This window comes from Micromonospora sp. KC213, assembly GCF_004348325.1.
Classification (GTDB): Bacteria; Actinomycetota; Actinomycetes; order Mycobacteriales; family Micromonosporaceae; genus Micromonospora.
On sequence record NZ_SMKF01000107.1, the window covers coordinates 1 to 20,299 of the forward strand.

Genomic DNA, 20,299 nt, shown 5'->3' on the forward strand with positions numbered 1-20,299 from the left:
GCCCGGCTGGCGGGGGCGGGCCGGGGGTGAACGCCGGCAGGTCCGACCCGGACCGCGGGTCCATGAAGGCGTCCTCATCGGACTCGTACCGATACACCATGTGAGATAGAGTAGGGGCGATTGTCCCTTTAGAGGGTAATAATGGAAAATTGTGGTGCGGCGCGTCGCGATCTGCTGCCGAGGCGGCCGTGGCCCGGCGAGACGCCGGTGGGAGAATGCCCGACGTGACCGGCGACCACTACTTCTCCACCGAGCCCACCGCCACCGCCCATCCGCGCGAGGTTGAGTTCTGCGTCGCCGGACGCGACTACACCCTCACCTCCGCCGGCGGGGTGTTCTCGGCCGACCGGCTCGACCCGGGCACGGGGGTACTGCTGCGCAAGGCCGACCTGCCGGCCAGCGACACCGGCGGCGACCTGCTCGACATCGGCTCCGGGTTCGGGCCGATCAGCTGCGTCCTCGCCACCTGCGCACCCGCCGCCACCGTCTGGGCGGTCGACGTCAACGAACGGGCCCGAGCACTCACCGCAGCCAACGCCCGCCGGGTCGGCGCCGCCGACCGGATCCGCGCGGTCGCCCCCGACGAGGTGCCCGCCGACGTCACCTTCACCCAGATCTGGTCCAACCCGCCGATCCGGATCGGCAAGGCGGAGCTGCACGACCTGCTGCGCCGCTGGCTGCCCCGACTCGCCCCGGACGGGACCGGCTGGCTGGTGGTGGCCCGCCACCTCGGCGGCGACTCGCTGCACCGGTGGCTGGTCGACGAAGGCTGGCAGGTCGACCGGCACGCCAGCCAGAAGGGCTACCGGGTGCTGCGGGTCAGCCGGTAAACGAGTGTCGGCCGGGCCGGCCGTTCCGGCAGGATGCCGGCGTGGGATACGTGGACGTGGCAGCGGTCGGGCACATCCTGCCCGACGGCCGGGAACTCTTCACCGACGTGTCGTTCCGGGTTGGTGAGGGTGCCAAGGTCGCCCTGGTCGGCCCGAACGGCGCGGGCAAGACGACGCTGTTGCGGATGGTCGCCGGTGACCTGCCGGTGACGACCGGCGCGGTCGCCCGGGCCGGCGGCCTCGGGGTGATGCGGCAGTTCATCGGCATGATCGGGGACGAGACCACGCTCGCCGACCTGGCGCTCTCGCTCGCCCCGCCGGCGCTGCGCGACGCCGGCCGCCGGCTCGCCGAGACCGAGGCGGCCATGCGGGCGGCCGAGCTGCGCGGCAAGTACAGCTCCGCCGCCGGCAAGGCCCAACTGGCGTACGCGGACGCGCTCGCCGCGTGGGGCGAGGCCGGCGGGTACGACGCCGAGGTGCTCTTCGACACCGTCACCACCATCGTGCTGGACCTGCCCTGGGACGCCACCCGGGAACGTCCGGTGCGGACCCTCTCCGGCGGCCAGCAGAAACGCTTCGCCCTGGAGCTGCTGCTGCGCGGCACCGACGAGGTGCTGCTGCTCGACGAGCCGGACAACTTCCTCGACGTGCCCGGCAAACGGTGGCTGGAAGCGCGGCTGCGCGAGTCCGGCAAGTCGGTGCTCTACGTCTCCCATGACCGGGAACTGCTCGCGCAGACCGCCGACCGGGTGGTCGCCGTCGAGGGCGGCAGCGCCTGGGTGCACCCCGGCGGCTTCGCCAGCTGGTACGACGCCCGCGCGGCCCGACACGCCCGCCTCGACGAGCTGCGCCGACGCTGGGACGAGGAGCACCAGAAGCTGCGCGATCTGGTGCTCATGTACAAGCAGAAGGCGGCGTACAACGACGGGATGGCGTCGCGGTACCAGGCCGCGCAGACCCGGTTGCGCAAGTTCGAGGAGGCCGGGCCGCCGCCCGTACCGCCGAAGGACCAGGACATCCGGATGCGCCTGCACGGCGGGCGGACCGGCAAGCGCGCGGTCGTCTGCGACCAGCTGGAACTCGACGGCCTCACCTACCCCTTCGACCTGGAACTCTGGTACGGCGACCGGGTCGCCGTGCTCGGTGCCAACGGGACGGGGAAGTCGCACTTCCTGCGGCTGCTCGCCCGGGGCGGCACCGACCCCGACCCGGCCCACACCCCGGTCGACGCGGCTGCCGCGCTCGCCCCGGTCGCCCACGCCGGGGTGGTACGCCTCGGCGCCCGGGTCCGGCCCGGCCACTTCTCCCAGACCCACGACCGGCCGGAGTTGATGGAGAAGACGCTGGTCGACATCCTGTGGCGCGGCGACGAACACCGGGCCGGCATGGACCGGCACGCGGCGATGGCCGCGCTCAGCCGGTACGAGCTGGCCGGGCAGGGCGATCAGCGCTTCGGCACCCTCTCCGGCGGCCAGCAGGCCCGGTTCCTGGTGCTGCTGCTGGAGCTGTCCGGAGCCACCCTGCTGCTGCTCGACGAGCCCACCGACAACCTGGACCTGGCGTCGGCGGAGGCGCTGGAAGCGGGGCTGGCCGGCTTCTCCGGCACGGTGGTCGCGGTGACCCACGACCGGTGGTTCACCCGATCCTTCGACCGGTTCGTGCTGTTCCGGGGCGACGGTGAGGTGGTGGAGACGCCCGAGCCGGTGTGGGACGTGGCGTGACGGCAGCCCGGTGGCACCCGACCGGGCCGGCATAGGGTGGAGCCGTGACTGACATGACCTACCGCCGGCTGGGCGACTCCGGGCTCGTGGTGTCCGTGGTCGGCATCGGCTGCAACAACTTCGGGCGCAAACTCGACCTCGACGGCACCCGCGCGGTGGTCGACGCCGCGCTCGACGCCGGGATCAACTTCTTCGACACCGCCGACATCTACGGCGAGCCGCACGGCACCTCCGAGGAACTGCTCGGTCAGGCGCTGAAGGGCCGCCGCGACGACGTGGTGGTGGCCACCAAGTTCGGCATGTCGATGGGGGGCCGCAACGGCCGGGACTTCGGGGTGCGGGGTTCCCGCCGCTACGTCGTGCGGGCCGTGGAGGCGTCCCTGCGCCGGTTGGAGACCGACCACATCGACCTGTACCAGCTGCACGAGCCCGACCCGGGCACCCCGATCGACGAGACCCTGGCCGCCCTGGACGACCTGGTCCGGGCCGGCAAGGTGCGCTACCTCGGCAACTCCAACTTCACCGGCTGGCAGATCGCCGACGCCGACTGGACGGCGAAGACCCGGGGACTGACCCGGTTCGTCAGCGCCCAGAACCACTACAATCTGCTCCAGCGGGACGCCGAGGTCGAGGTCATCCCCGCGTGCGAACGCTTCGGCCTGGGGCTGCTGCCGTTCTTCCCGCTCGCCAACGGGCTGCTCACCGGCAAGTACAAGCGGGGCGAGGCACCGCCCGCCGGCAGCCGGCTCTCCGGTGGCGGCCGGTACGCCCAGCGCCTCGCCGCCGCGAACTGGGACACCATCGAGGCGATCGAGGCGTACGCGGCCGAGCGGGGTCTCACCATGCTCGACGTCGCCATCGGTGGGTTGGCCGCCCGACCGGCGGTGGCCTCCGTGATCGCCGGCGCCACCACCCCTGAGCAGGTGCAGGCGAACGCGGCGGCCGGCGGTTGGCACCCCACCGACGAGGACCTGGAAGCCCTCGACACCCTCCTCTGACGCCACCCCCACCTGCGCCGCGCCGACCTGCCGCCCACCCGGGCCCGCGGCATCGACCGGGTGAGCTGGCCCTCGGCGACCGCCCGGCTACCTGAGAACGGCAGGGACGACAGCCCGCGCGCCACACGGGCGGGAATCGGCATCCGGACAGCATGGCGTGACCAGACCGTCACCCGCCGCCCTGCCGTCCAGGGGGACGGTTGGTGGGAAAACCACGCCCTGGCCCTTGGCGGATCGGCGAGTTCGTCGTACGGTAAGCCGCAAGTGACCCACGGGAGCCCGGTGCACCGGGCTGAGAGGGGGGCTGAAGCCCCCGACCGTCGAACCTGATCCGGGTAATGCCGGCGCAGGGAGGAGAGTTGCCGTGCCGTCCCTCGGGCGACTGCATCTGATCACCGACACCCGGCCGGGGCGGGATCCCCTGGTGGTGCTGCGCGCCGCCCTGCCGGTGGCCCGCGCCGAGCTGGTCGTCCAGGTCCGGGTGACCGACGACACCACCGACCGGCAGGCGTACGACCTGACCCGGAAGGTGGTCGCGCTCTGCGCGCCGTACGGGGCGACCTGCCTGGTCAACGACCGACTGCACGTCGCGCTCGCGGCCGGGGCCGCCGGTGGGCACGTCGGCGCCGACGACCTGCCCGTCGGGGCGGCCCGCCGGGTGCTCGGGGCCGCCGCCGTGCTCGGGGCCACCGCCCGCGAGCCGGGCGCCGCCGCCGAGGCGGTCGCCGCCGGGGCCAGCTATCTGGGCGTCGGCCCCTGCTACGGAACCAGCACCAAGTCCGGGCTGCCCGATCCGATCGGCCCCGCCGGGGTACGCGCCGTCGCCCGGGCGGTGCGGGTACCGGTGATCGCCATCGGCGGGGTGACGGCGGCGGCGGTGCCGGCGTTGCGGGCCGCCGGGGCGTACGGGGTGGCGGTGGTGGCGGCGCTGTCGCAGGCCGCCGACCCGGCGCAGGCCACCGCGGAACTGCTCGGAGCACTGACGTGCTGACCCGACCGGACGTCGCCGTGGTGGGGGCGGGGCCGGTCGGGCTGGCGATCGCGTGGCGGTGCGCCGTGAACGGGCTGCGCGTCGTGGTCCACGATCCCGCCCCGGGCTCCGGAGCCTCCCGGGTCGCCGCCGGGATGCTCGCCCCGGTCGCCGAGGCGTACTTCGGGGAACACGAGCTGACCGGGCTGCTCGCCGAGTCCGCCGCCCGCTGGCCCCGCTTCGCCGCCGAACTGGCCGAGGCTGCCGGCACGCAGTTCGGTTACCGGACCGAAGGCACCCTGATGGTCGGGCTGACCGGCGACGACCTGGCCGAGGCGCGGCGGCTGTGGTCGTACCAGCAGGGGTTGGGACTGCCGATCACGCCACTGCGCCCCTCGCAGCTGCGGGAACGCGAACCGGCGTTGGCGCCCCGGGTGCGCGGCGGCGCGGTCGCCCCCGGCGACCACCAGGTCGACCCGCGCCGGCTGGTCACCGCGTTGCGGGCGGCGGCCGAGCGGGCCGGTGCGACGCTGGTCCCCGGGCCGGTCGCCCGACTGGCCGACGTGGACGCCCGGGTCACCGTGGTCGCCGCCGGCTGCGGCGCCGCCGCCCTCACCGGGCTGCCGGTACGACCGGTGAAGGGGCAGGTGCTCCGGCTCCGCGCGCCCGGCCGCGCCGCGCCGGACTTCCGGCACGTGATCCGCGGGTACGCCGACGGCGAGTCCGTCTACCTGGTGCCCCGCGCCGACGGTGAGGTGGTGGTCGGGGCGACCGTCGAGGAACGCTCCGACACGGCGGTGACCGCCGGAGCCGTGCTGCGACTGCTGCGCGCCGCCGTCGACCTGCTTCCCGACCTGGCCGAGTACGACCTGGTGGAGGCCGCCGCCGGGCTGCGCCCCGGCACGCCGGACAACGCGCCGATCCTCGGCCCGCTGCCCGGCCACCCCGGTGTGCTGGCCGCCACCGGTCACCACCGGCACGGCATCGTGCTCACCCCGGTCACCGCCGACCTGATCACCGAGCTGGTCGTCACCGGGCAGGCGGACCCGCTGCTTGCGCCGTTCACGCCGGAGCGGTTCACCGCCGCGAGCACCGAAAAGGAGCGTACGTGGAACTGATCGTCAACGGGGCCGGGCGGACCGTGCCCGGCGGAGCCACCGTGGCCGATGTGGTGCGCGAGGTCACCGACCAGCGGCGCGGACTCGCGGTCGCGGTCAACGGCGAGGTGGTGCCGCGTACCGGCTGGCCGGCGACGGTGCTGCGCGACGGCGACCGGGTCGAGGTGCTCAGCGCCGCGCAGGGCGGGTGAGCGGGATGGCCTTCGAGATCGGCGGTGTCACCTTCGATTCCCGGCTGATCCTCGGTACCGGCGGCGCGGCCAACCTGCACGTGCTGGAACAGGCGATCCGGGCCTCCGGCACCGAGTTGGTCACCCTGGCTCTGCGCCGCGTCGACACCGCCCCGGGCACCGCCGGTGGGCTGCTCGACCTGCTGGACCGGTGCGGGGTGCGGCTGCTGCCCAACACCGCCGGCTGCTACACGGCCGGCGAGGCGGTGAAGGTGGCACACCTGGCCCGGGACGCGTTCGACACCGACTGGGTGAAGCTGGAGGTGATCGGCGACGAGCGCACCCTGCTGCCCGACGGGGTGGAGCTGCTGCGGGCCGCCGAGGAACTGGTCGCCGACGGGTTCACCGTCCTGCCGTACACCTCGGACGACCCGATCCTGGCCCGCCGGCTGGCCGACGTCGGCTGCGCGGCGGTGATGCCGGCCGGCTCACCGATCGGTTCCGGGCTGGGGGTGAGCAACCCGCACCACATCCGGCTGATCCGGCAGAGCGTCGACGTGCCGGTGGTCCTCGACGCCGGCATCGGCACCGCCTCCGACGCGGCGCTGGCGATGGAGCTGGGCTGCGACGCGGTGCTGCTGGCCAGCGCCGTCACCCGGGCCGAGGACCCGGTGGCGATGGCCACCGCGATGCGCCACGCCGTCGAGGCCGGTCGGTTGGCGTACGGCGCGGGACGGATCGCGCGCCGCTTTCACGCCCTCCCCTCCACCCCGGACGAGGGAAGGCCCGACCTGTGACGCCCTCCGTGGACCTGGCTCCGGCTTCGGCTTCGGCTTCGGGGGATCCTGGAAGATGCCGGCCCTCGCAGGGGCCGTTCCCTTCCCAGATCCGTGTGCCGGCGCCGACCGGGGTCGTGGTGCTCACCGATCGGCGGGAGGCGCGGAAGCCGCTGGCCGAGGTCGTGGCGGGGGCCGCCGCCGGGGGAGTGCGGTGGGTGGTGCTGCGGGAGAAGGACCTGCCGCGTCCCGAGCGGCTCGCCCTCGCCGCCGAACTGCGCGCCATCCTCGCCGAGGTCGGCGGCACGCTGGTCGTCGCCGGCCCGGACCCGCTCGACGGCGACGCCGTGCACCTGCCGGCCGCCGGCCCGTACCCGCCGCCGGTCGTCGGACTGGTCGGCCGCTCCTGCCACGACGAGGCGGAGCTGGCCCGGCTGACCACCGAGCACTACGTGACCCTGTCGCCGGTCTGGCCGACACGGACCAAACCCGGTTACGGCCCACCCCTGCACCCGTCCGGGCTGCGGCGGCTGATCCGGCGCAGCCCCGTGCCGGTCCTCGCGCTCGGTGGCATCGAAACCCCCGAACAGGTCAGCGCCTGTGTCGAGGCCGGCGCCGCCGGGGTGGCCGTACTCGGCGTGATCATGCGAGCCGACGACCCCACCACGGCGGCCACCGCGCTGGGCAGCGCATTCACCGAGGCGGCCACCACGGTGTGGCCCACCCCGCACGTCTCGGTGGACGCCCGACCGCGACCACGGGAGAACCAGTGACGCCGACGACCGTGCTCACCATCGCCGGGTCCGACTCCGGCGCGGGAGCGGGCATCCAGGCCGACCTCAAGGTCTTCGCCGCGCTGCGCGCGTACGGCACCAGCGTGATCACCGCGATCACCGCGCAGAACACCCGGGGCGTCGACGCGGTGCTGCCACTGCCTCCCGGCACCGTCGCCGACCAGTTGGACAGCGTCCTGGTCGACTTCACGGTGCGTGCGGTGAAGACGGGAATGCTCGGCAGCCCGGCCGTCGCCGACACGGTCGCCGAGGCGGCGAAGGCGGGACGGCTACCGCACCTGGTCGTCGACCCGGTGCTGGTCGCCACCAGCGGGCACCGGCTGGGCGTGGTGGCGGCGGTCGAGCGGCTGCTGCCGTACGCGCAGGTGGCGACGCCGAACCGGGCGGAGGCCGCGGCCCTCACCGGACGCCCGGTGACCACGGTCGAGGAGATGGTCGACGCGGCCCGGGCGCTCGCCGCCGCCGGCCCCGCCTGGGTCGTGGTGACCGGCGGCGACGTTGACGCGGACGGCGAGGCGGTGGACGTGCTCTGCGGGGGCGGGACGACCACGCTGCTGCGTGCGCCCCGGGTGGATACCCGGCACCAGCACGGCACGGGCTGTTCGTTCTCGGCGGCGGTCGCCGTCCGGCTGGCGGCGGGCGATCCCGTGCCGGTCGCGGTCGCCGCCGCCAAGGAGTACGTCACCCGCGCGCTGACCGGCGCGCGGGACTGGGAGTTGGGCGCGGGACACGGCCCGCTGGACCACTTCGGCTGGTCCGGTTGACCATCAGGGAGGCTGTCATGCAGGCACGTCGCAAGGTCTACGTCGAGGGGTCACGGCCGGACGTCCGGGTGCCGTTCGCCGAGGTGGAACTGACCGGGGACAACCCGCCGGTGCGCCTCTACGACACCTCCGGCCCGGGTTCGGACCCGCAGGTGGGGCTGCCACCGCTGCGCGGGCAGTGGATCGCCGAGCGCGGGGATGTCGCGCCGGTGCGGGGCGCCGGCACGCCGCTGGCCGGGGCCGACGGGAAGCGGCCCACCCAGCTCGCGTACGCGCGGGCCGGGATCGTCACCCCGGAGATGGAGTTCGTGGCGATCCGGGAGGGGATGGCGCCGGAGTTCGTCCGGGACGAGATCGCGGCCGGCCGTGCGGTGTTGCCGCTGAACGTCAACCACCCGGAGTGCGAGCCGGCGATCATCGGCAAGGCGTTCCTGGTGAAGGTGAACGCCAACATCGGCACCTCGGCCGTCACCTCGTCCGTCGCCGAGGAGGTGGAGAAGCTGACCTGGGCGACCCGGTGGGGCGCGGACACCGTGATGGACCTGTCGACCGGCAAGCGGATCCACGAGACCCGGGAGGCGATCGTCCGCAACTCGCCGGTACCGATCGGCACCGTGCCGATCTACCAGGCGCTGGAGAAGGTCGGCGGCGACCCGGTGAAGCTCAGCTGGGAGGTCTTCCGGGAGACCGTCATCGAGCAGGCCGAGCAGGGCGTGGACTACATGACCGTGCACGCCGGGGTACTGCTGCCGTACGTGCCGCTGGCGGTCGACCGGGTCACCGGGATCGTCTCCCGGGGCGGCTCGATCATGGCCGCCTGGTGTCTGGCGCACCACGAGGAGAACTTCCTCTACACCAACTTCCGGGAACTGTGTTCGCTGCTCGCCAAGTACGACGTGACCTTCTCCCTGGGCGACGGGCTGCGTCCCGGCTCGATCGCGGACGCCAACGACGAGGCGCAGTTCGCCGAGCTGCGCACGCTGGGGGAGCTGACCAGGATCGCCTGGGAGTACGACGTCCAGGTCATGATCGAGGGTCCGGGGCACGTGCCGATGCACAAGATCAAGGAGAATGTGGACCTGCAGCAGGAGTGGTGCCACGAGGCCCCGTTCTATACCCTCGGGCCGCTGACCACCGACATCGCGCCCGCGTACGACCACATCACCTCCGCCATCGGCGCGGCGATGATCGGCATGTTCGGCACCGCGATGCTCTGCTACGTCACCCCCAAGGAGCACCTCGGCCTGCCGGACCGCGACGACGTCAAGGCGGGCGTGATCGCGTACAAGATCGCGGCGCACGCGGCGGACCTGGCCAAGGGGCATCCGGGAGCGCAGGCATGGGACGATGCGCTGTCCAAGGCGCGGTTCGAGTTTCGCTGGTCCGACCAGTTCAACCTCTCGCTCGACCCGGAGACCGCCCGGTCGTACCACGACGCGACGCTGCCCGCCGAGCCGGCGAAGACCGCGCACTTCTGCTCGATGTGCGGGCCGAAGTTCTGCTCCATGAAGATCACCCAGGAACTGAAGGACTACGCCGCGCGCGGCATGAAGGACAAGTCCGAGGAGTTCGTCTCCTCCGGCAGCCGCGTCTACCTGCCCCTGGCCTGATCCTCCACCCGCTGTCGCCAGCCCTGGTTGATCATGAAGTTGGCGTGCCCCTGAATGTCTACGGGCGCCGCCAATTTCATGATCACCAGGGCGGTGGGGTCAGGGTCTGGGTTGGTCGGGCTGGTGGTGGCGGCCGGTGGTACGCAGGGACCGGCGAGCGCTCTGCGTCTCCGGCTCGTTGTCGGGCAGCGGCTTGCTCAGCCCGCTGACCCAGTCGACGAACTCCGCGTCCTGGGCGGCCATCGGCTCCTGCTCCGGGCCGTCGCCGGCGGGATCGGCGTCCCTGCCCCGGCCGCGCCGGAACAGGCCGCGCCGCAACCGGGACCGCCCCGAGGCCGAGTCGCCGTCGGATTCGGCGGGGCTGTCCTTTCCATCGGATGCGCCCGGGTTGTCACCGGCGGTCGTGGCCGGGGCCGGGTCGGCGTCCCAGCTCAGGATGACCGGCTTCGGGATCCCGTCGTCCTGCTCCGGGTCGGGGAAGGGCAGAGCCGGGCCGGTCGACGAACCGCCGAGGCCGGAGGACTCCCCGCTTGCGGCGGTGGCCAGATCCGGCAGGCGATGCCGGGGCCGGGGAGCCGGCTCGGCCGCCGTCGGTGTGCCGGGCAGCGTGGTGCCGGGGTCTGTGGTGTCGAGGTCTGTGGTGCCGGAATCTGTGGTGCCGGAATCTGTCGTGCCGGGGTCAGCCGACTCGGCAGTCCGCACGGGATCCGGCGTTTCCGCTTCGGTCGTCGTCGGGGCGGCGGCAGCGTCCGTCGGACGGGCACCGGCCGGGCGGGAGGTGCGGGTCCGCTTCGGGCGCGGTCGGGGCGCAGCGGCCGTCACCGGCTGGGCGGTACCGGCCGACCTGTCCTCCGGCACCGGCCTGTCCTCAAGCACCGGCCTGTCCTCCGGCACCGGGTTGTCCTCGGACACCGGGCCGGGCCGCGGCACCGGCGGGTGATCCGGTACCGGGTCAGGGGACTCGCCCTGCCCCGCACCGGAAACCGGCTTCGCGATGCTGTCCGCCGCGGCCGCCGGCGCCCGGTCCGAGGACCTGCGCTGGCGGATGCCCGGCGTCGTGGTGGGTGCCAAGGCTTCGTCGCCGGCCGGCGGGTGATTCTCGGGGACAGGAACGGCCGGGGTGGGCTCGGCGTCGGGTGGCCGCGTCGCGGCGGCCGGTGGGCGGTCCGGTATGGCGGCGGCCGGCGTGACGGACGGGCCGGGCGCGGGAGCGGCATCGCCGGGCGTCCCCGGCCGATCCGGCGGTGCCGGCCAGTCCCAGTGGGCCGGGGCGGCAGCACCGGCGGTCGGCAGGGGCGTTCCCGGCGCGGCCGACGCCGGTGGGACCGGCGGCCGGACGGCGACCTGGAACGGGTCGATCCAGGGCTGTCCGGGGATGCCGGGGGTCGCCGCGCCGGGCGGGCCGGCCGCTGCCGGAGCGGGGCCGCCGGGCAGCGGGCGCAGGATGTCGGTGGGCGTGATCGCGTTTTCGCCGGCTCGGGGCGGAACGAGCGGCCAGCGCACCACCGTGGCGGCGGCCGAACCGAGCGCGCCGGCTGCCACGGCGATCAACGCCGCCGAGTACGGGGCGAGCTGGTAGCCGTCGGCGGAGGTACCCGGGCCGGCGGTCAGGTAGGCGAACGCGAGCAGCGCCGGACCGGCTGCCCCGGTGACCCCGCCGACCAGCGCGGGGTGTCCCTGCCAGCGGGCCAGGCCGCCGGTCGCCACTCCGGCGAGCAGCGCCACCGTGGGCAGCAGCACCATCGCCAGCCGCTGCGCAGTGTCGCCGTCCAGCCAGGACGGCTCCAGCACGGCAAGGCGTACCGTGCGCAGCGGCCCGGGCGACAGCAGCCCCGGCGCGACGGAGAGCAGCGCGATGGACCAGACCGTGCCGGCCAGCACGGCCATGTTCCAGCCCAACGGCGGTCGCAGCAGTACGGCGCAGGCGGCACCCGCGCCCATTAGCGCCCCGACCACCGTGCAGATCCCGACGGACCCCATCGGGGCGACCACGCCGAGCGCGGCCCGCGCGGGCTGCATGCACAGCGGGGCGACCACGGTGGCGCCCAGTGCGGCGGCACCGGCGACGGCGATCGGGAAACCGGTGGTGTCCGGTGCCCCGCCCCGGCGGGCGAGCCGCCCGGCGGCGACCGCGCCGATCAGGGCAGCGTTCGCCGCGAACCAGCCCACCCAGGCGAGCTGGGCGGGCCACCGGATGACCGTGCCGTCGGTGACGGCGCCGGTGAGCTGGATGATGCCGAAGCCGTACGCGATGCCGAGCTGGCCAGCCCCGGCCAACACGCTCACCCCGAGTGCGGCGAGCAGCGGTCTGCTCCACGTCCGAAACGCCATGTCCGGCACGTTACGGCCCGGTGCGTCCGATCGCCACTGTGGCGCGGCGGGACGCCGACCTGGGGTTATTTCAGTTCGACCAGCCGGGCCAGGTACGTCGTGTCACCGACGTTGGTGAGCATGTGGACGGCCCCGGGCTCCCGGTAGACCACGCCGCCGGTGGGTTCGTCAGCGTCGATCCGGGTGCCGTCGATGGTCTGCACCACGTTCTTCGCCCCCTGGATCGCCACCACCAGGTACGGATGGTCGTGCCGGTGCAGCGGCTGGCGCTCGCCCGGAGCCAACCGGATGTGCCACACCCGGACGTTGTCGTTCTCGAAGACGATCTCCTGTCCGACCGGGCCGAGCACGAGGTCGTCGTGGGTGGTGTCGGTCATCGGGTTCCGTCCAGTTGGGGGAGCACCTCGGCGGCGACGAGCTCCAGGTGATCCAGGTCCGCCAGGTCGATCAGGCGCAGGTGCACCCGGGTTGTCCCGGCCGCGGCCAACTCGCCGAGCCGGTCGACGAGCCGGGCGGGAGAGCCGACCACCGGGTCCTCCGGCGGCAGGGCGCTCGGGACGTGCAGGGGAGCGGCGCGTCGCCGGGCCTCGGCGTCGGTGCGTCCGATCGCCACCACCACACCGGCGGAGAGCACCAGCGGTGCCCGCCCCGACCCGGCACGCCCCACCCGGTCGCATGCCTCGCGCACCCGGGCGTAGGCGGCGGCGGTCCCCGAAACCGACATGAACGGCACGTTGAACTCGTCGGCGTACCGGGCGGCCAGCTCAGGGGTGCGTTTCGGACCGCGTCCACCGACGATCACCGGCGGCCCGGGCTGCTGCGCGGGTCTGGGCAGCGCCGGGGCGTCCACCAGGCGGTAGTACTGCCCGGTGTGGTGGTAGGTGGCACCGACCGGGGTGCGCCACAGGCCGGTGAGGACCTCCAACTGCTCGGCGAGCCGGTCGAAGCGTTCGGCCGCCGGCGGGAAGGGGATGCCGTACGAGGTGTGCTCCCGTTCGTACCAGCCGGCCCCGATGCCCAGCTCCACGCGACCGCCGCTCATCTGGTCCACCTGGGCCACCATCACGGCCAGCGGCCCGGGCAACCGGAAGGTGGCCGAGCTGACCAGGGTGCCGAGCCGGATCCGCGAGGTCTCCCGGGCCAGCGCGGCCAGGGTGAGCCAGGCGTCGGTGGGGCCCGGTAGCCCCGGCGTGTCCCCCATCGACTGGTAGTGGTCGGCACGGAAGAAACCGTCGAACCCGCCGGCCTCGGCGAGGCGCGCGAAGCGCAACTGGTCGTCGTAGCTGGCGCCGCGATGCGGCTCGGTGAAAACGGCCACCCGCATGCTCATCACCCCTGGATCCCGGCCGGCGTCGCTGTCCCACGCTCCATCAGCAGTTCGTGCAGTTCGGCGCTGACCCGGGCCACGTCGGCCAGGTGGGCGTTGCGGCCAAGGGTGCGCGGTCGGGGAATCGTCACCTCGACGACCTCGCGGATCCGGCCGGGACGTGGGGTGAGCACGACCACCCGGTCGGCCAGCAGCACCGCCTCGTCGATGGAGTGGGTGACGAAGACGACGGTCGGGGCGGTCTCCATGTGCACCCGCTGCAACTCGCCGGCGAGTTCCTCGCGGGTGAGCGCGTCCAGGGCGGAGAAGGGCTCGTCCATCAGCATCACCCGGGGCTTGCCGAGCAGCGACCGGCACAACGACACCCGCTGCTGCATGCCTCCGGACAGCTCGTGCGGCAGCCGCTTCTCGAAGCCGCCGAGACCGGCCAGATCGAGCAGTTGCCGGGCCTGGTCGCGGTGTTCGGGCCGGCGCCAGCCGAAGATCTCCGCCGGCAGCAGCACGTTGTCGAGCACGGTGCGCCAGGGGAGCAGGGCGGGTCGCTGGAAGAGCATGGCGATGTCGCGGCGTGGCCCGGTGACCCGGTCGCCGCCGACGGTGATCTCGCCGGTGGTCGCCGGCAGCAGGCCGGCGACCATCCGCAGCAGGGTCGACTTGCCGCAGCCGGAGCGTCCGAGCACCGCGACGAACTCACCCTCGGCGACCTCCAGGTCGATGCCGCGCAGCGCCTCCACGTGCCCTGAGCGGCCGTCGAAGGTACGCGACACGTCGGCGAGCCGGATCATCTTCGCCGGGCCTCCCTGGTTGATGGGTCGGGAATCCGACAAACACTATCCGGAGCGCCTTCCCTGCGCACCATCCGAAGTAGACCGTTGCTGATTGCGCGGTGATCCGGTCCAACTGGCGTCGTGCGCGCGGGATTCTCGTACGCTGTCCGCGCAAAGAGTCCCCTCTCGACGGTGGTGCCGCGTCTCCCCCCGCGCGGGTGCCACCCGAATAACAACCCCCTCCGGGTGACGCCCGGTCGGAAAGGACATGGTGCACAGATGAGAAGGCTGACCCGTACAGTCGCCGCGGCCGCCCTGGCCGCCACGCTAGCCCTGGTCGCCGGATGCAGCGGCGACGACAAGTCCGACGCCGGAGGCGGTGACGGCAAGGCGCTGCAGAAGGTGACCTACCTCACCTCGTTCGGCAACTTCGGCCGCGACTCGTACGCCTGGGTGGCCAAGGAGAAGGGCTTCTTCAAGGAGGCCGGCTTCGACGTGGAGATCAAGCCGGGCCAGGGCACCGGTATGGTCATCCAGACCGTTGTGGGCGGTCAGGCCGACTTCGGTCCGATCGACCTGACCGGTGGCCTGCTCCAACTGGGCAACGGCGCCGCGAAGGACTTCGTCGCGGTGGCGGCGATCCAGCAGCGCACCATGGCCGCCGTGGTCAGTGTCGAGGGCAAGAACATCGCCACCCCGAAGGACCTCGAGGGCAAGAAGCTCGCCGACACCCAGACCTCCGTGGTGCGCCTGCTCTTCCCGACGTACGCCCGCCTGGCCGGCGTGGACGCCAGCAAGGTCACCTTCGTCAACGGCGAGGCGCAGACCCTGATGGGAATGCTGGGCGCCGGCACCGTCGACGGCATCGGCCAGTTCGTGGTGGGGCAGCCCACCGTCCAGGCGGTCACCAAGAAGAAGCCCGTCGTGCTGCCGTACAGCGACGTGATGACCGACCTCTACGGCAACGCGCTGATCACCTCCAGCAAGCTCGCCAAGGAGAAGCCGGAGATGGTCAAGCGCTTCACCGCGGCGCTGCTCAGGGGGTTGGCATACGCCCTGGCCAACCCGCAGGAAGCCGCCGACCTGCTGAAGAAGAACGTCGCCGCGACCGTGCCGGCCGCGGCCGCCGCCGAACTCCAACTGATGGCCGCCTACGTACGCTCCAGCAACTCCGGCACCGCCATCGGCACGCTGGACAGCGAGCGGGTCGCCAAGAGCATCGCGCTGCTGCAGGGGGCGGGCGCGCTCAAGACGACCATCACGCCGGACCAGATCATCGACTTCAGCCTGACGCCGAAGGCCTGACCGCCGACCGACCGAGTCCGGGGGTGCGGTTCACCGGGACACCCCGGTGGCCGTACCCCCGTCGCGTGCCGACCCCGGTCGGCAGGAGAGGAACGAGAGACCGTGACACCGATGCGTACCCCTGCCTGGACGGAACCGGCGGCGGTGGCCGGGACGGGCGCGGCCAAGACCCGGGCCGCGTCGTTTCGCGCCGCGGCCCGGCGATCCGGAGCGCGCCCCGCGGCCGTCGGCCTACCGCTGCTCGGCCTGCTGATCGCGCTGGCCGTCTGGTGGCTGGTCACCACCGGGCTGGAACTGGTCCACCCGGCGTCGCTGCCCCCGCCACAGGATGTCTGGGCCGCGCTGGCGGAGACGGCCGACGTGCTGCTGCCGGCGTTGGGCGTGACCACGTCGATGACGCTGCTCGGCTTCCTGCTCTCGACGGTCGCCGGGGTGCTGATCGGAATGGCCCTGGCCGCCTCCCGGCGGGTCGAGCGGATGTTCGCCCCGCTGCTGGTGGCGGTCAACGCGGTTCCGAAGATCGCCCTGGGTCCGCTGCTGGTGGTCTCGGTCGGCTGGGGCGAGAAGCCCATCCTGACCATGGTCTTCCTGCTCTGCTTCTTCCCGATCGTGCTCTCCACGGCGACCGGCCTGACCACCACCCCGGCGGATCTGGCCGAGCTGGCCCGGTCGCTGAACGCCTCCTGGTGGCAGGCGTTCCGCAAGGTCCGTTTCCCGGCCGCCCTCCCGCAGATCTTCGTCGGGCTCAAGGTCGCGATGCCACTGGCCGCGATCGGCGCGGTGATCGGGGAGTTCTACTCCGACAAGCCGGGCCTGGGCTACCAGATCCTCCAGTACAACGGCGTCGGGGACACTGCCACGGCGTGGGCGGCGATCGTGTTGATCGCTCTGATGAGCATCGTGCTCTACGCGGCCCTGTCGCTGGTCGAGCGCCTGGCGTTGCCCTGGCTGCGGGCCACCACCAGCGCCCGCTGACCGGCCGCACCCCCGGGTGGGTCAGCCCGCCAGCCGCCAGCGCCCGCCGCGCGCGACCAGCGTCGTCAACGCCTGTGGCATCAGCCCGGAGTGGTTGTCCGGAGTCATCCGGATCGGCCCGGACAGACCGTCCAGCTGCGAGGTCTCCAGCACGTCACGCAGGGCGTCCCGGTCGACCGCGTCGCCGCCGGCCCGGGCGACGGCGTCGACGATGAGCTGGACGGCGTCGGCGGCGAAGGAGGAGTAGCCGTTGTAACCGCCGTACCGGGCGGTGTATGCCTGGAACCACTGCCTGCGGGCGGCCTTGGCGGGATTGGTGGCGATGACGTCGTCGATCACCATGGTCTGCGTGAAGATCAGGGTGGCCCGCTCGGTGGCGCGGGCGGTGCCGCCGAGGAAGAGGTCGCCGGCCGCCGCCGCGTCGAGGAAGAGTGCCCCGGTGAACCTCGCCTCCCGCACGCTGGTGGCGGCGAGCGCGGCCTGCTCCGGCGGGGTCCAGACCACCACGGCCTGCGGGTCGTCGGTGGTCAGCCGGCGGACCTGCTGCGACACCTCGGTGTCCGTGGTGCGGACCGATTCGTTGCGGGTCAGCCGGATGCCGGCCTTGGTGAACTCGCCCCGTAGTGCGGACAGGCCCTCCCGGCCGTAGTCGTCGTCGCTGTGCAGGACGGCGACCCGGCGGACCCCCTTGCGGCGCAGTTCGGTGGTGAGCAGGGCGGCGTTGTCCGCCGCGTTGGGGGCCAGCTTGAAGACGTACCGCCGGTCGGCGACCGGGTTGGCGACCGCGCCGGCTGCGGCGAGCGCGATGGTCGGGATCTTCTTCTCGTTGATCGTCCGGACCGCGCCGACGGCGCATTCGTTGCAGCTGCCCATGACGATCGCGCTGACCGTGGAGTCGTTGGTGAAGTCGCCGATGTTCCGCAGCGACTCGCTGGCGTCGGAACGGTTGTCCCGCACCCGAAGCTCGATCCTCCGTCCACCCATCGCACCGGAGGAGTTGAGCTGCTCGACCTTGAGCTCCAGCGCCCGCTGGTACGCCTTGCCGGTCTGCGCGGAGGCACCGGACAGCTCCAGGTCGGCGGCGACGACGATCGGGGCGCCCGCCTCCTGGTCCGCGCCGGACGTGCAGCCGGTGAGCGTGGTGGCCAGCACGGCCGATGCGAGCGCCACGATGGTCGCGTAGCGGATGGGGCTCAACTCAGTCCTCCAGATGCGGCGCGGGCGGTGCCGCGTCACGACCGCCGGTACCCGTCCTCAGTGGAGAAACGGGTTTGTCTGCCGTACGGTGTGCGCGAAGCCTGCAAAACCTTGCCAATGCGGGGGTCTCGCGGTCAAGCGCGAGGGCGTCGGGGTGAGGCTTGGGACGGGATTCCCACATGCTGGCGTCATGAGAAATTTACATATCCGAACTCCAGGGTGATGAACGGCCACCCTGGATCGACAATGCCTGCTCAGAGTGTGCGCGGGAACGAGGCCGCCGGGGACCAGGCCGGGGGTTTGCCGGGCTCCGCTCCACTGCGGCTTTCCAAACGCGATCATCTCTGATGAAATCGCGGCCGTGCCGCGTGTGGCGCTCTTCGCCGCACCGGGGCACGGTCGGCGGGGCAGGCGCGGAAGAAACGACGGAGGCGATGTCGTGAGCACCGGACCGACGACCCTGCCCGAAATCGGCAAGACCGCCGACCACGACCGGGTGCGCCGGCTGCCCCGACTGCGGGACGTCCGGATCCGATCCAAGCTCGCCCTCATTCTGGTGGTTCCGCTCGCCGCCGTCATCGCTCTGGCAACAATCCGACTCGTCTCCACCGGCGCGGGCGCGGTCGACGCCACCCGGATCAGGTCGCTGACCGCGCTCTCGGCCGACGTCTCCGCGCTCGCCCAGGACCTGCACAAGGAGCGGATGGCGGCGGCCGTTCACCTGGCCAACCCGCAGCAGCAGGTCGACGACTACAACCTGCGGGTACGGGCCACCGACGAGCGGATCGCCGAGTACCGCGCCGAGCGCGACCGGGCCGGCGACATCCCGGCCGACGTGCGGGACCGGTTGACCGTCATCGACGAACACCTGGAGACGCTCAACGGCACCCGCCAGGAGGTGGTCGAGCGCCGGCAGATGCCGGTCGCCGCGGCCACCCTGCGCTACGGCATCATCCTCACCGACCTGGTCTCGTACGCTGACGCCCTGGCGCAGCTCCCCGGGCAGGAGAGCCTCGCCGACGCCCGCCGGGCGGTGGCGGCGTTCAGCCGGGCGAAGGCGGCGGTGGCCGAGGAGGAGGCCGTCGCCTACACCGCGCTCAGCGGGGGGCGGATCGACGAGGAGCAGTTCTCCGCCTTCGTCACCACCCTCACCGGCCAGCAGGAGGCCCTGGTGTCCTTCTCGCTGGTCGCCGCACCCGAGCAGCGGGCACTGGTCGAGGGAACGGTCTCCGGCGACGCGGTCGGCCTCGCCGACCGGGTGGCCGCCGACATCACCCGGTCGGTGGGGCAGCAGCCACTGGTGACCGCGACCGACGCCGCCGCCTCGATCGGCGCGGTCAACGACCTCATGCGGTGGGCCGAGATCCAGCTCCAGAACCGCCTGCTCGACGAGACCGAGGCGGCCCGCGGCGACGTGATCCGGCAGGCCGTGATCGAGTCGGTGCTGGTGCTGCTCACGCTGGCCATCGCCGTCTCGCTCGCGGTGGCGCTGGCCCGCTCGCTCAACCACTCGCTGCGCCGGCTGCGCGAGGGTGCCCTCTCGGTGGCCAACCAGGACCTGCCGGAAGCGGTGAAGCGGCTGCAGAACGTGGGCAGCGTCAGCGACGGCGGCGTGGAGGAGATCGTCCGCCAGGTCCGTGACCCGATCCGGTTGGAGAACCGGGACGAGGTGGGGCAGGTGGCCCTGGCCTTCAACGTCGTGCACCGGGAGGCCGTCCGGGTCGCCGCCGAGCAGGCGGCGCTGCGGACCAGCGTGTCGGCGATGTTCCTCAACCTGGCCCGCCGGTCGCAGACCCTGGTCGACCGGATGATCGGCGAGCTGGACGCCATCGAGCGCGGCGAGGAGGACCCGAAGCGTCTCGCCCAGCTCTTCGAACTCGACCACCTCGCCACCCGGATGCGCCGTAACGACGAGAACCTGCTCGTGCTCGCCGGCGCCGACTCGGCTGTCCCGCGCCGCGACGACGCGCTGCTGGTGGACGTGTTGCGGGCCGCGCAGTCCGAGGTCGAGCTCTACAACCGGATCGAGTTCGGCACCGTCGACACCGATGTTTCGGTGGCCGCCCACGCGGTCAACGACGTGGTACGCCTCGTCGCCGAGCTGCTCGACAACGCGACCCGTTTCTCGCCGCCCACCACCACGGTGGTCGCCGACGGCCGCCGGATCCGGGACTACGTGCTGATCCAGATCGAGGATCGCGGCCTCGGCCTGACCGACGAGCAACTCGACTCGCTCAATCGTCGGCTGGCCGCGCCGGCCAGCGTGGACGTGGCCGCGTTCCGGTTGATGGGTCTGGCCGTGGTGAGCCGGCTCGCCTCCCGGTACGGCATCCGGGTGGAGTTGCGCCGCAACGTCGAGGGCGGCACGGTGGCCCAGGTCACCCTGCCGAACTCCACCGTGGTGCTCCCCTCGCACCGAGGGCGGGACACCGCGCTGCCCCGGCAGCGGCAGCCGATGGCGGTCGAACAGACCCCGATCGGCCTGACCGAAGCGGCGACCGCCGGGCGGGCCGGCGCGGCCACCCTCACCGACCAGTGGCGGAGCACGCCGGCGGCACCCGCCCCGTGGCGACCGCAGGTCGACGCGCGCGACACCGCCCCGGCGGTCGGGATCGGTGCCCCGGCACCTGCCACGATCGGTCCTGA

General features: G+C 73.0%; 18 protein-coding genes and 1 riboswitch. Of the genes, 13 read left to right on the forward strand and 5 right to left on the reverse strand.

Annotated features, from left to right (window positions below; genetic code table 11):
- The first annotated feature begins 224 nt into the window (after positions 1–224).
- The 10 genes from E1166_RS20335 (at position 225) to thiC (ending at position 9,751) form a co-directional block, all read left to right on the forward strand.
- On the forward strand, positions 225–830 hold the full coding sequence (locus E1166_RS20335; protein WP_132341053.1) for a methyltransferase: 606 nt from the start codon (positions 225–227) through the stop codon (positions 828–830).
- 41 nt (positions 831–871) lie between these two features.
- Positions 872–2,551: an ATP-binding cassette domain-containing protein gene (locus E1166_RS20340; protein ID WP_132341029.1), complete on the forward strand. Its 1,680-nt coding sequence runs from the start codon at positions 872–874 to the stop codon at positions 2,549–2,551.
- Positions 2,552–2,604: 53 nt separating this feature from the next.
- Positions 2,605–3,549, forward strand: coding sequence for an aldo/keto reductase (locus tag E1166_RS20345; protein WP_132341055.1), 945 nt, complete (start codon positions 2,605–2,607; stop codon positions 3,547–3,549).
- 262 nt (positions 3,550–3,811) lie between these two features.
- Positions 3,812–3,919: riboswitch (TPP riboswitch) on the forward strand.
- Positions 3,914–4,540, forward strand: a complete 627-nt coding sequence (gene thiE, locus E1166_RS20350; RefSeq protein WP_132270036.1) for a thiamine phosphate synthase — start codon at positions 3,914–3,916, stop codon at positions 4,538–4,540. Its footprint overlaps the riboswitch before it by 6 nt.
- Positions 4,534–5,637, forward strand: a complete 1,104-nt coding sequence (gene thiO / locus E1166_RS20355) for a glycine oxidase ThiO (RefSeq protein ID WP_132341031.1) — start codon at positions 4,534–4,536, stop codon at positions 5,635–5,637. Before thiE ends, thiO begins: the two co-directional genes overlap by 7 nt.
- Positions 5,628–5,828 carry a sulfur carrier protein ThiS gene (thiS, locus tag E1166_RS20360; RefSeq protein ID WP_132270041.1) on the forward strand — a complete coding sequence of 67 codons (201 nt, stop codon included), beginning with the start codon at positions 5,628–5,630 and terminating at the stop codon, positions 5,826–5,828. Before thiO ends, thiS begins: the two co-directional genes overlap by 10 nt.
- Complete coding sequence (locus tag E1166_RS20365; protein WP_132341033.1) at positions 5,825–6,604, forward strand: thiazole synthase; 780 nt, start codon at positions 5,825–5,827, stop codon at positions 6,602–6,604. The genes thiS and E1166_RS20365 overlap by 4 nt, the downstream gene beginning before the upstream one ends.
- Before the next feature lie 95 nt (positions 6,605–6,699).
- Positions 6,700–7,356, forward strand: coding sequence for a thiamine phosphate synthase (locus E1166_RS20370; RefSeq protein ID WP_132341035.1), 657 nt, complete (start codon positions 6,700–6,702; stop codon positions 7,354–7,356).
- A complete protein-coding gene (thiD, locus tag E1166_RS20375; protein ID WP_132341037.1) occupies positions 7,353–8,141 on the forward strand; it encodes a bifunctional hydroxymethylpyrimidine kinase/phosphomethylpyrimidine kinase in 789 nt (262 codons plus the stop codon). The genes E1166_RS20370 and thiD overlap by 4 nt, the downstream gene beginning before the upstream one ends.
- Positions 8,142–8,158: 17 nt before the next feature.
- Positions 8,159–9,751 (forward strand): phosphomethylpyrimidine synthase ThiC, encoded by a 1,593-nt coding sequence (gene thiC, locus E1166_RS20380; protein WP_132270049.1) that lies wholly within the window; start codon positions 8,159–8,161, stop codon positions 9,749–9,751.
- A gap of 99 nt (positions 9,752–9,850) precedes the next feature.
- Here thiC and E1166_RS20385 read toward each other — a convergent pair whose 3' ends face one another.
- From E1166_RS20385 to E1166_RS20400, 4 genes are all read right to left on the reverse strand, one after another.
- On the reverse strand, positions 9,851–12,082 hold the full coding sequence (locus E1166_RS20385) for a hypothetical protein (protein ID WP_207914384.1): 2,232 nt from the start codon (positions 12,080–12,082) through the stop codon (positions 9,851–9,853).
- Positions 12,083–12,147: 65 nt separating this feature from the next.
- The gene (locus tag E1166_RS20390; protein ID WP_132341039.1) at positions 12,148–12,459 is read right to left on the reverse strand and encodes a cupin; all 312 of its coding nucleotides are present in this window, start codon (positions 12,457–12,459) and stop codon (positions 12,148–12,150) included.
- Positions 12,456–13,406 (reverse strand): LLM class F420-dependent oxidoreductase, encoded by a 951-nt coding sequence (locus tag E1166_RS20395; RefSeq protein WP_132341041.1) that lies wholly within the window; start codon positions 13,404–13,406, stop codon positions 12,456–12,458. The genes E1166_RS20390 and E1166_RS20395 overlap by 4 nt, the downstream gene beginning before the upstream one ends.
- A 5-nt stretch (positions 13,407–13,411) precedes the next feature.
- Complete coding sequence (locus E1166_RS20400) at positions 13,412–14,194, reverse strand: ABC transporter ATP-binding protein (protein ID WP_132341043.1); 783 nt, start codon at positions 14,192–14,194, stop codon at positions 13,412–13,414.
- Between the two features lie 261 nt (positions 14,195–14,455).
- On the opposite strand from E1166_RS20400, the gene E1166_RS20405 reads away from it, so the two are divergent.
- A complete protein-coding gene (locus E1166_RS20405) occupies positions 14,456–15,481 on the forward strand; it encodes an ABC transporter substrate-binding protein (protein ID WP_132341045.1) in 1,026 nt (341 codons plus the stop codon).
- 111 nt (positions 15,482–15,592) lie between these two features.
- Positions 15,593–16,456 carry an ABC transporter permease gene (locus tag E1166_RS20410; protein ID WP_132341047.1) on the forward strand — a complete coding sequence of 288 codons (864 nt, stop codon included), beginning with the start codon at positions 15,593–15,595 and terminating at the stop codon, positions 16,454–16,456.
- Between the two features lie 21 nt (positions 16,457–16,477).
- Here the strand turns inward: E1166_RS20410 and E1166_RS20415 are convergent, their stop codons facing one another.
- Positions 16,478–17,653 carry an ABC transporter substrate-binding protein gene (locus E1166_RS20415; protein WP_132341049.1) on the reverse strand — a complete coding sequence of 392 codons (1,176 nt, stop codon included), beginning with the start codon at positions 17,651–17,653 and terminating at the stop codon, positions 16,478–16,480.
- A 439-nt stretch (positions 17,654–18,092) separates the two neighbouring features.
- On the opposite strand from E1166_RS20415, the gene E1166_RS20420 reads away from it, so the two are divergent.
- Positions 18,093–20,299, forward strand: a 2,207-nt coding sequence (locus E1166_RS20420) for a nitrate- and nitrite sensing domain-containing protein (RefSeq protein WP_132341051.1), incomplete at its 3' end; no start/stop codon positions are given.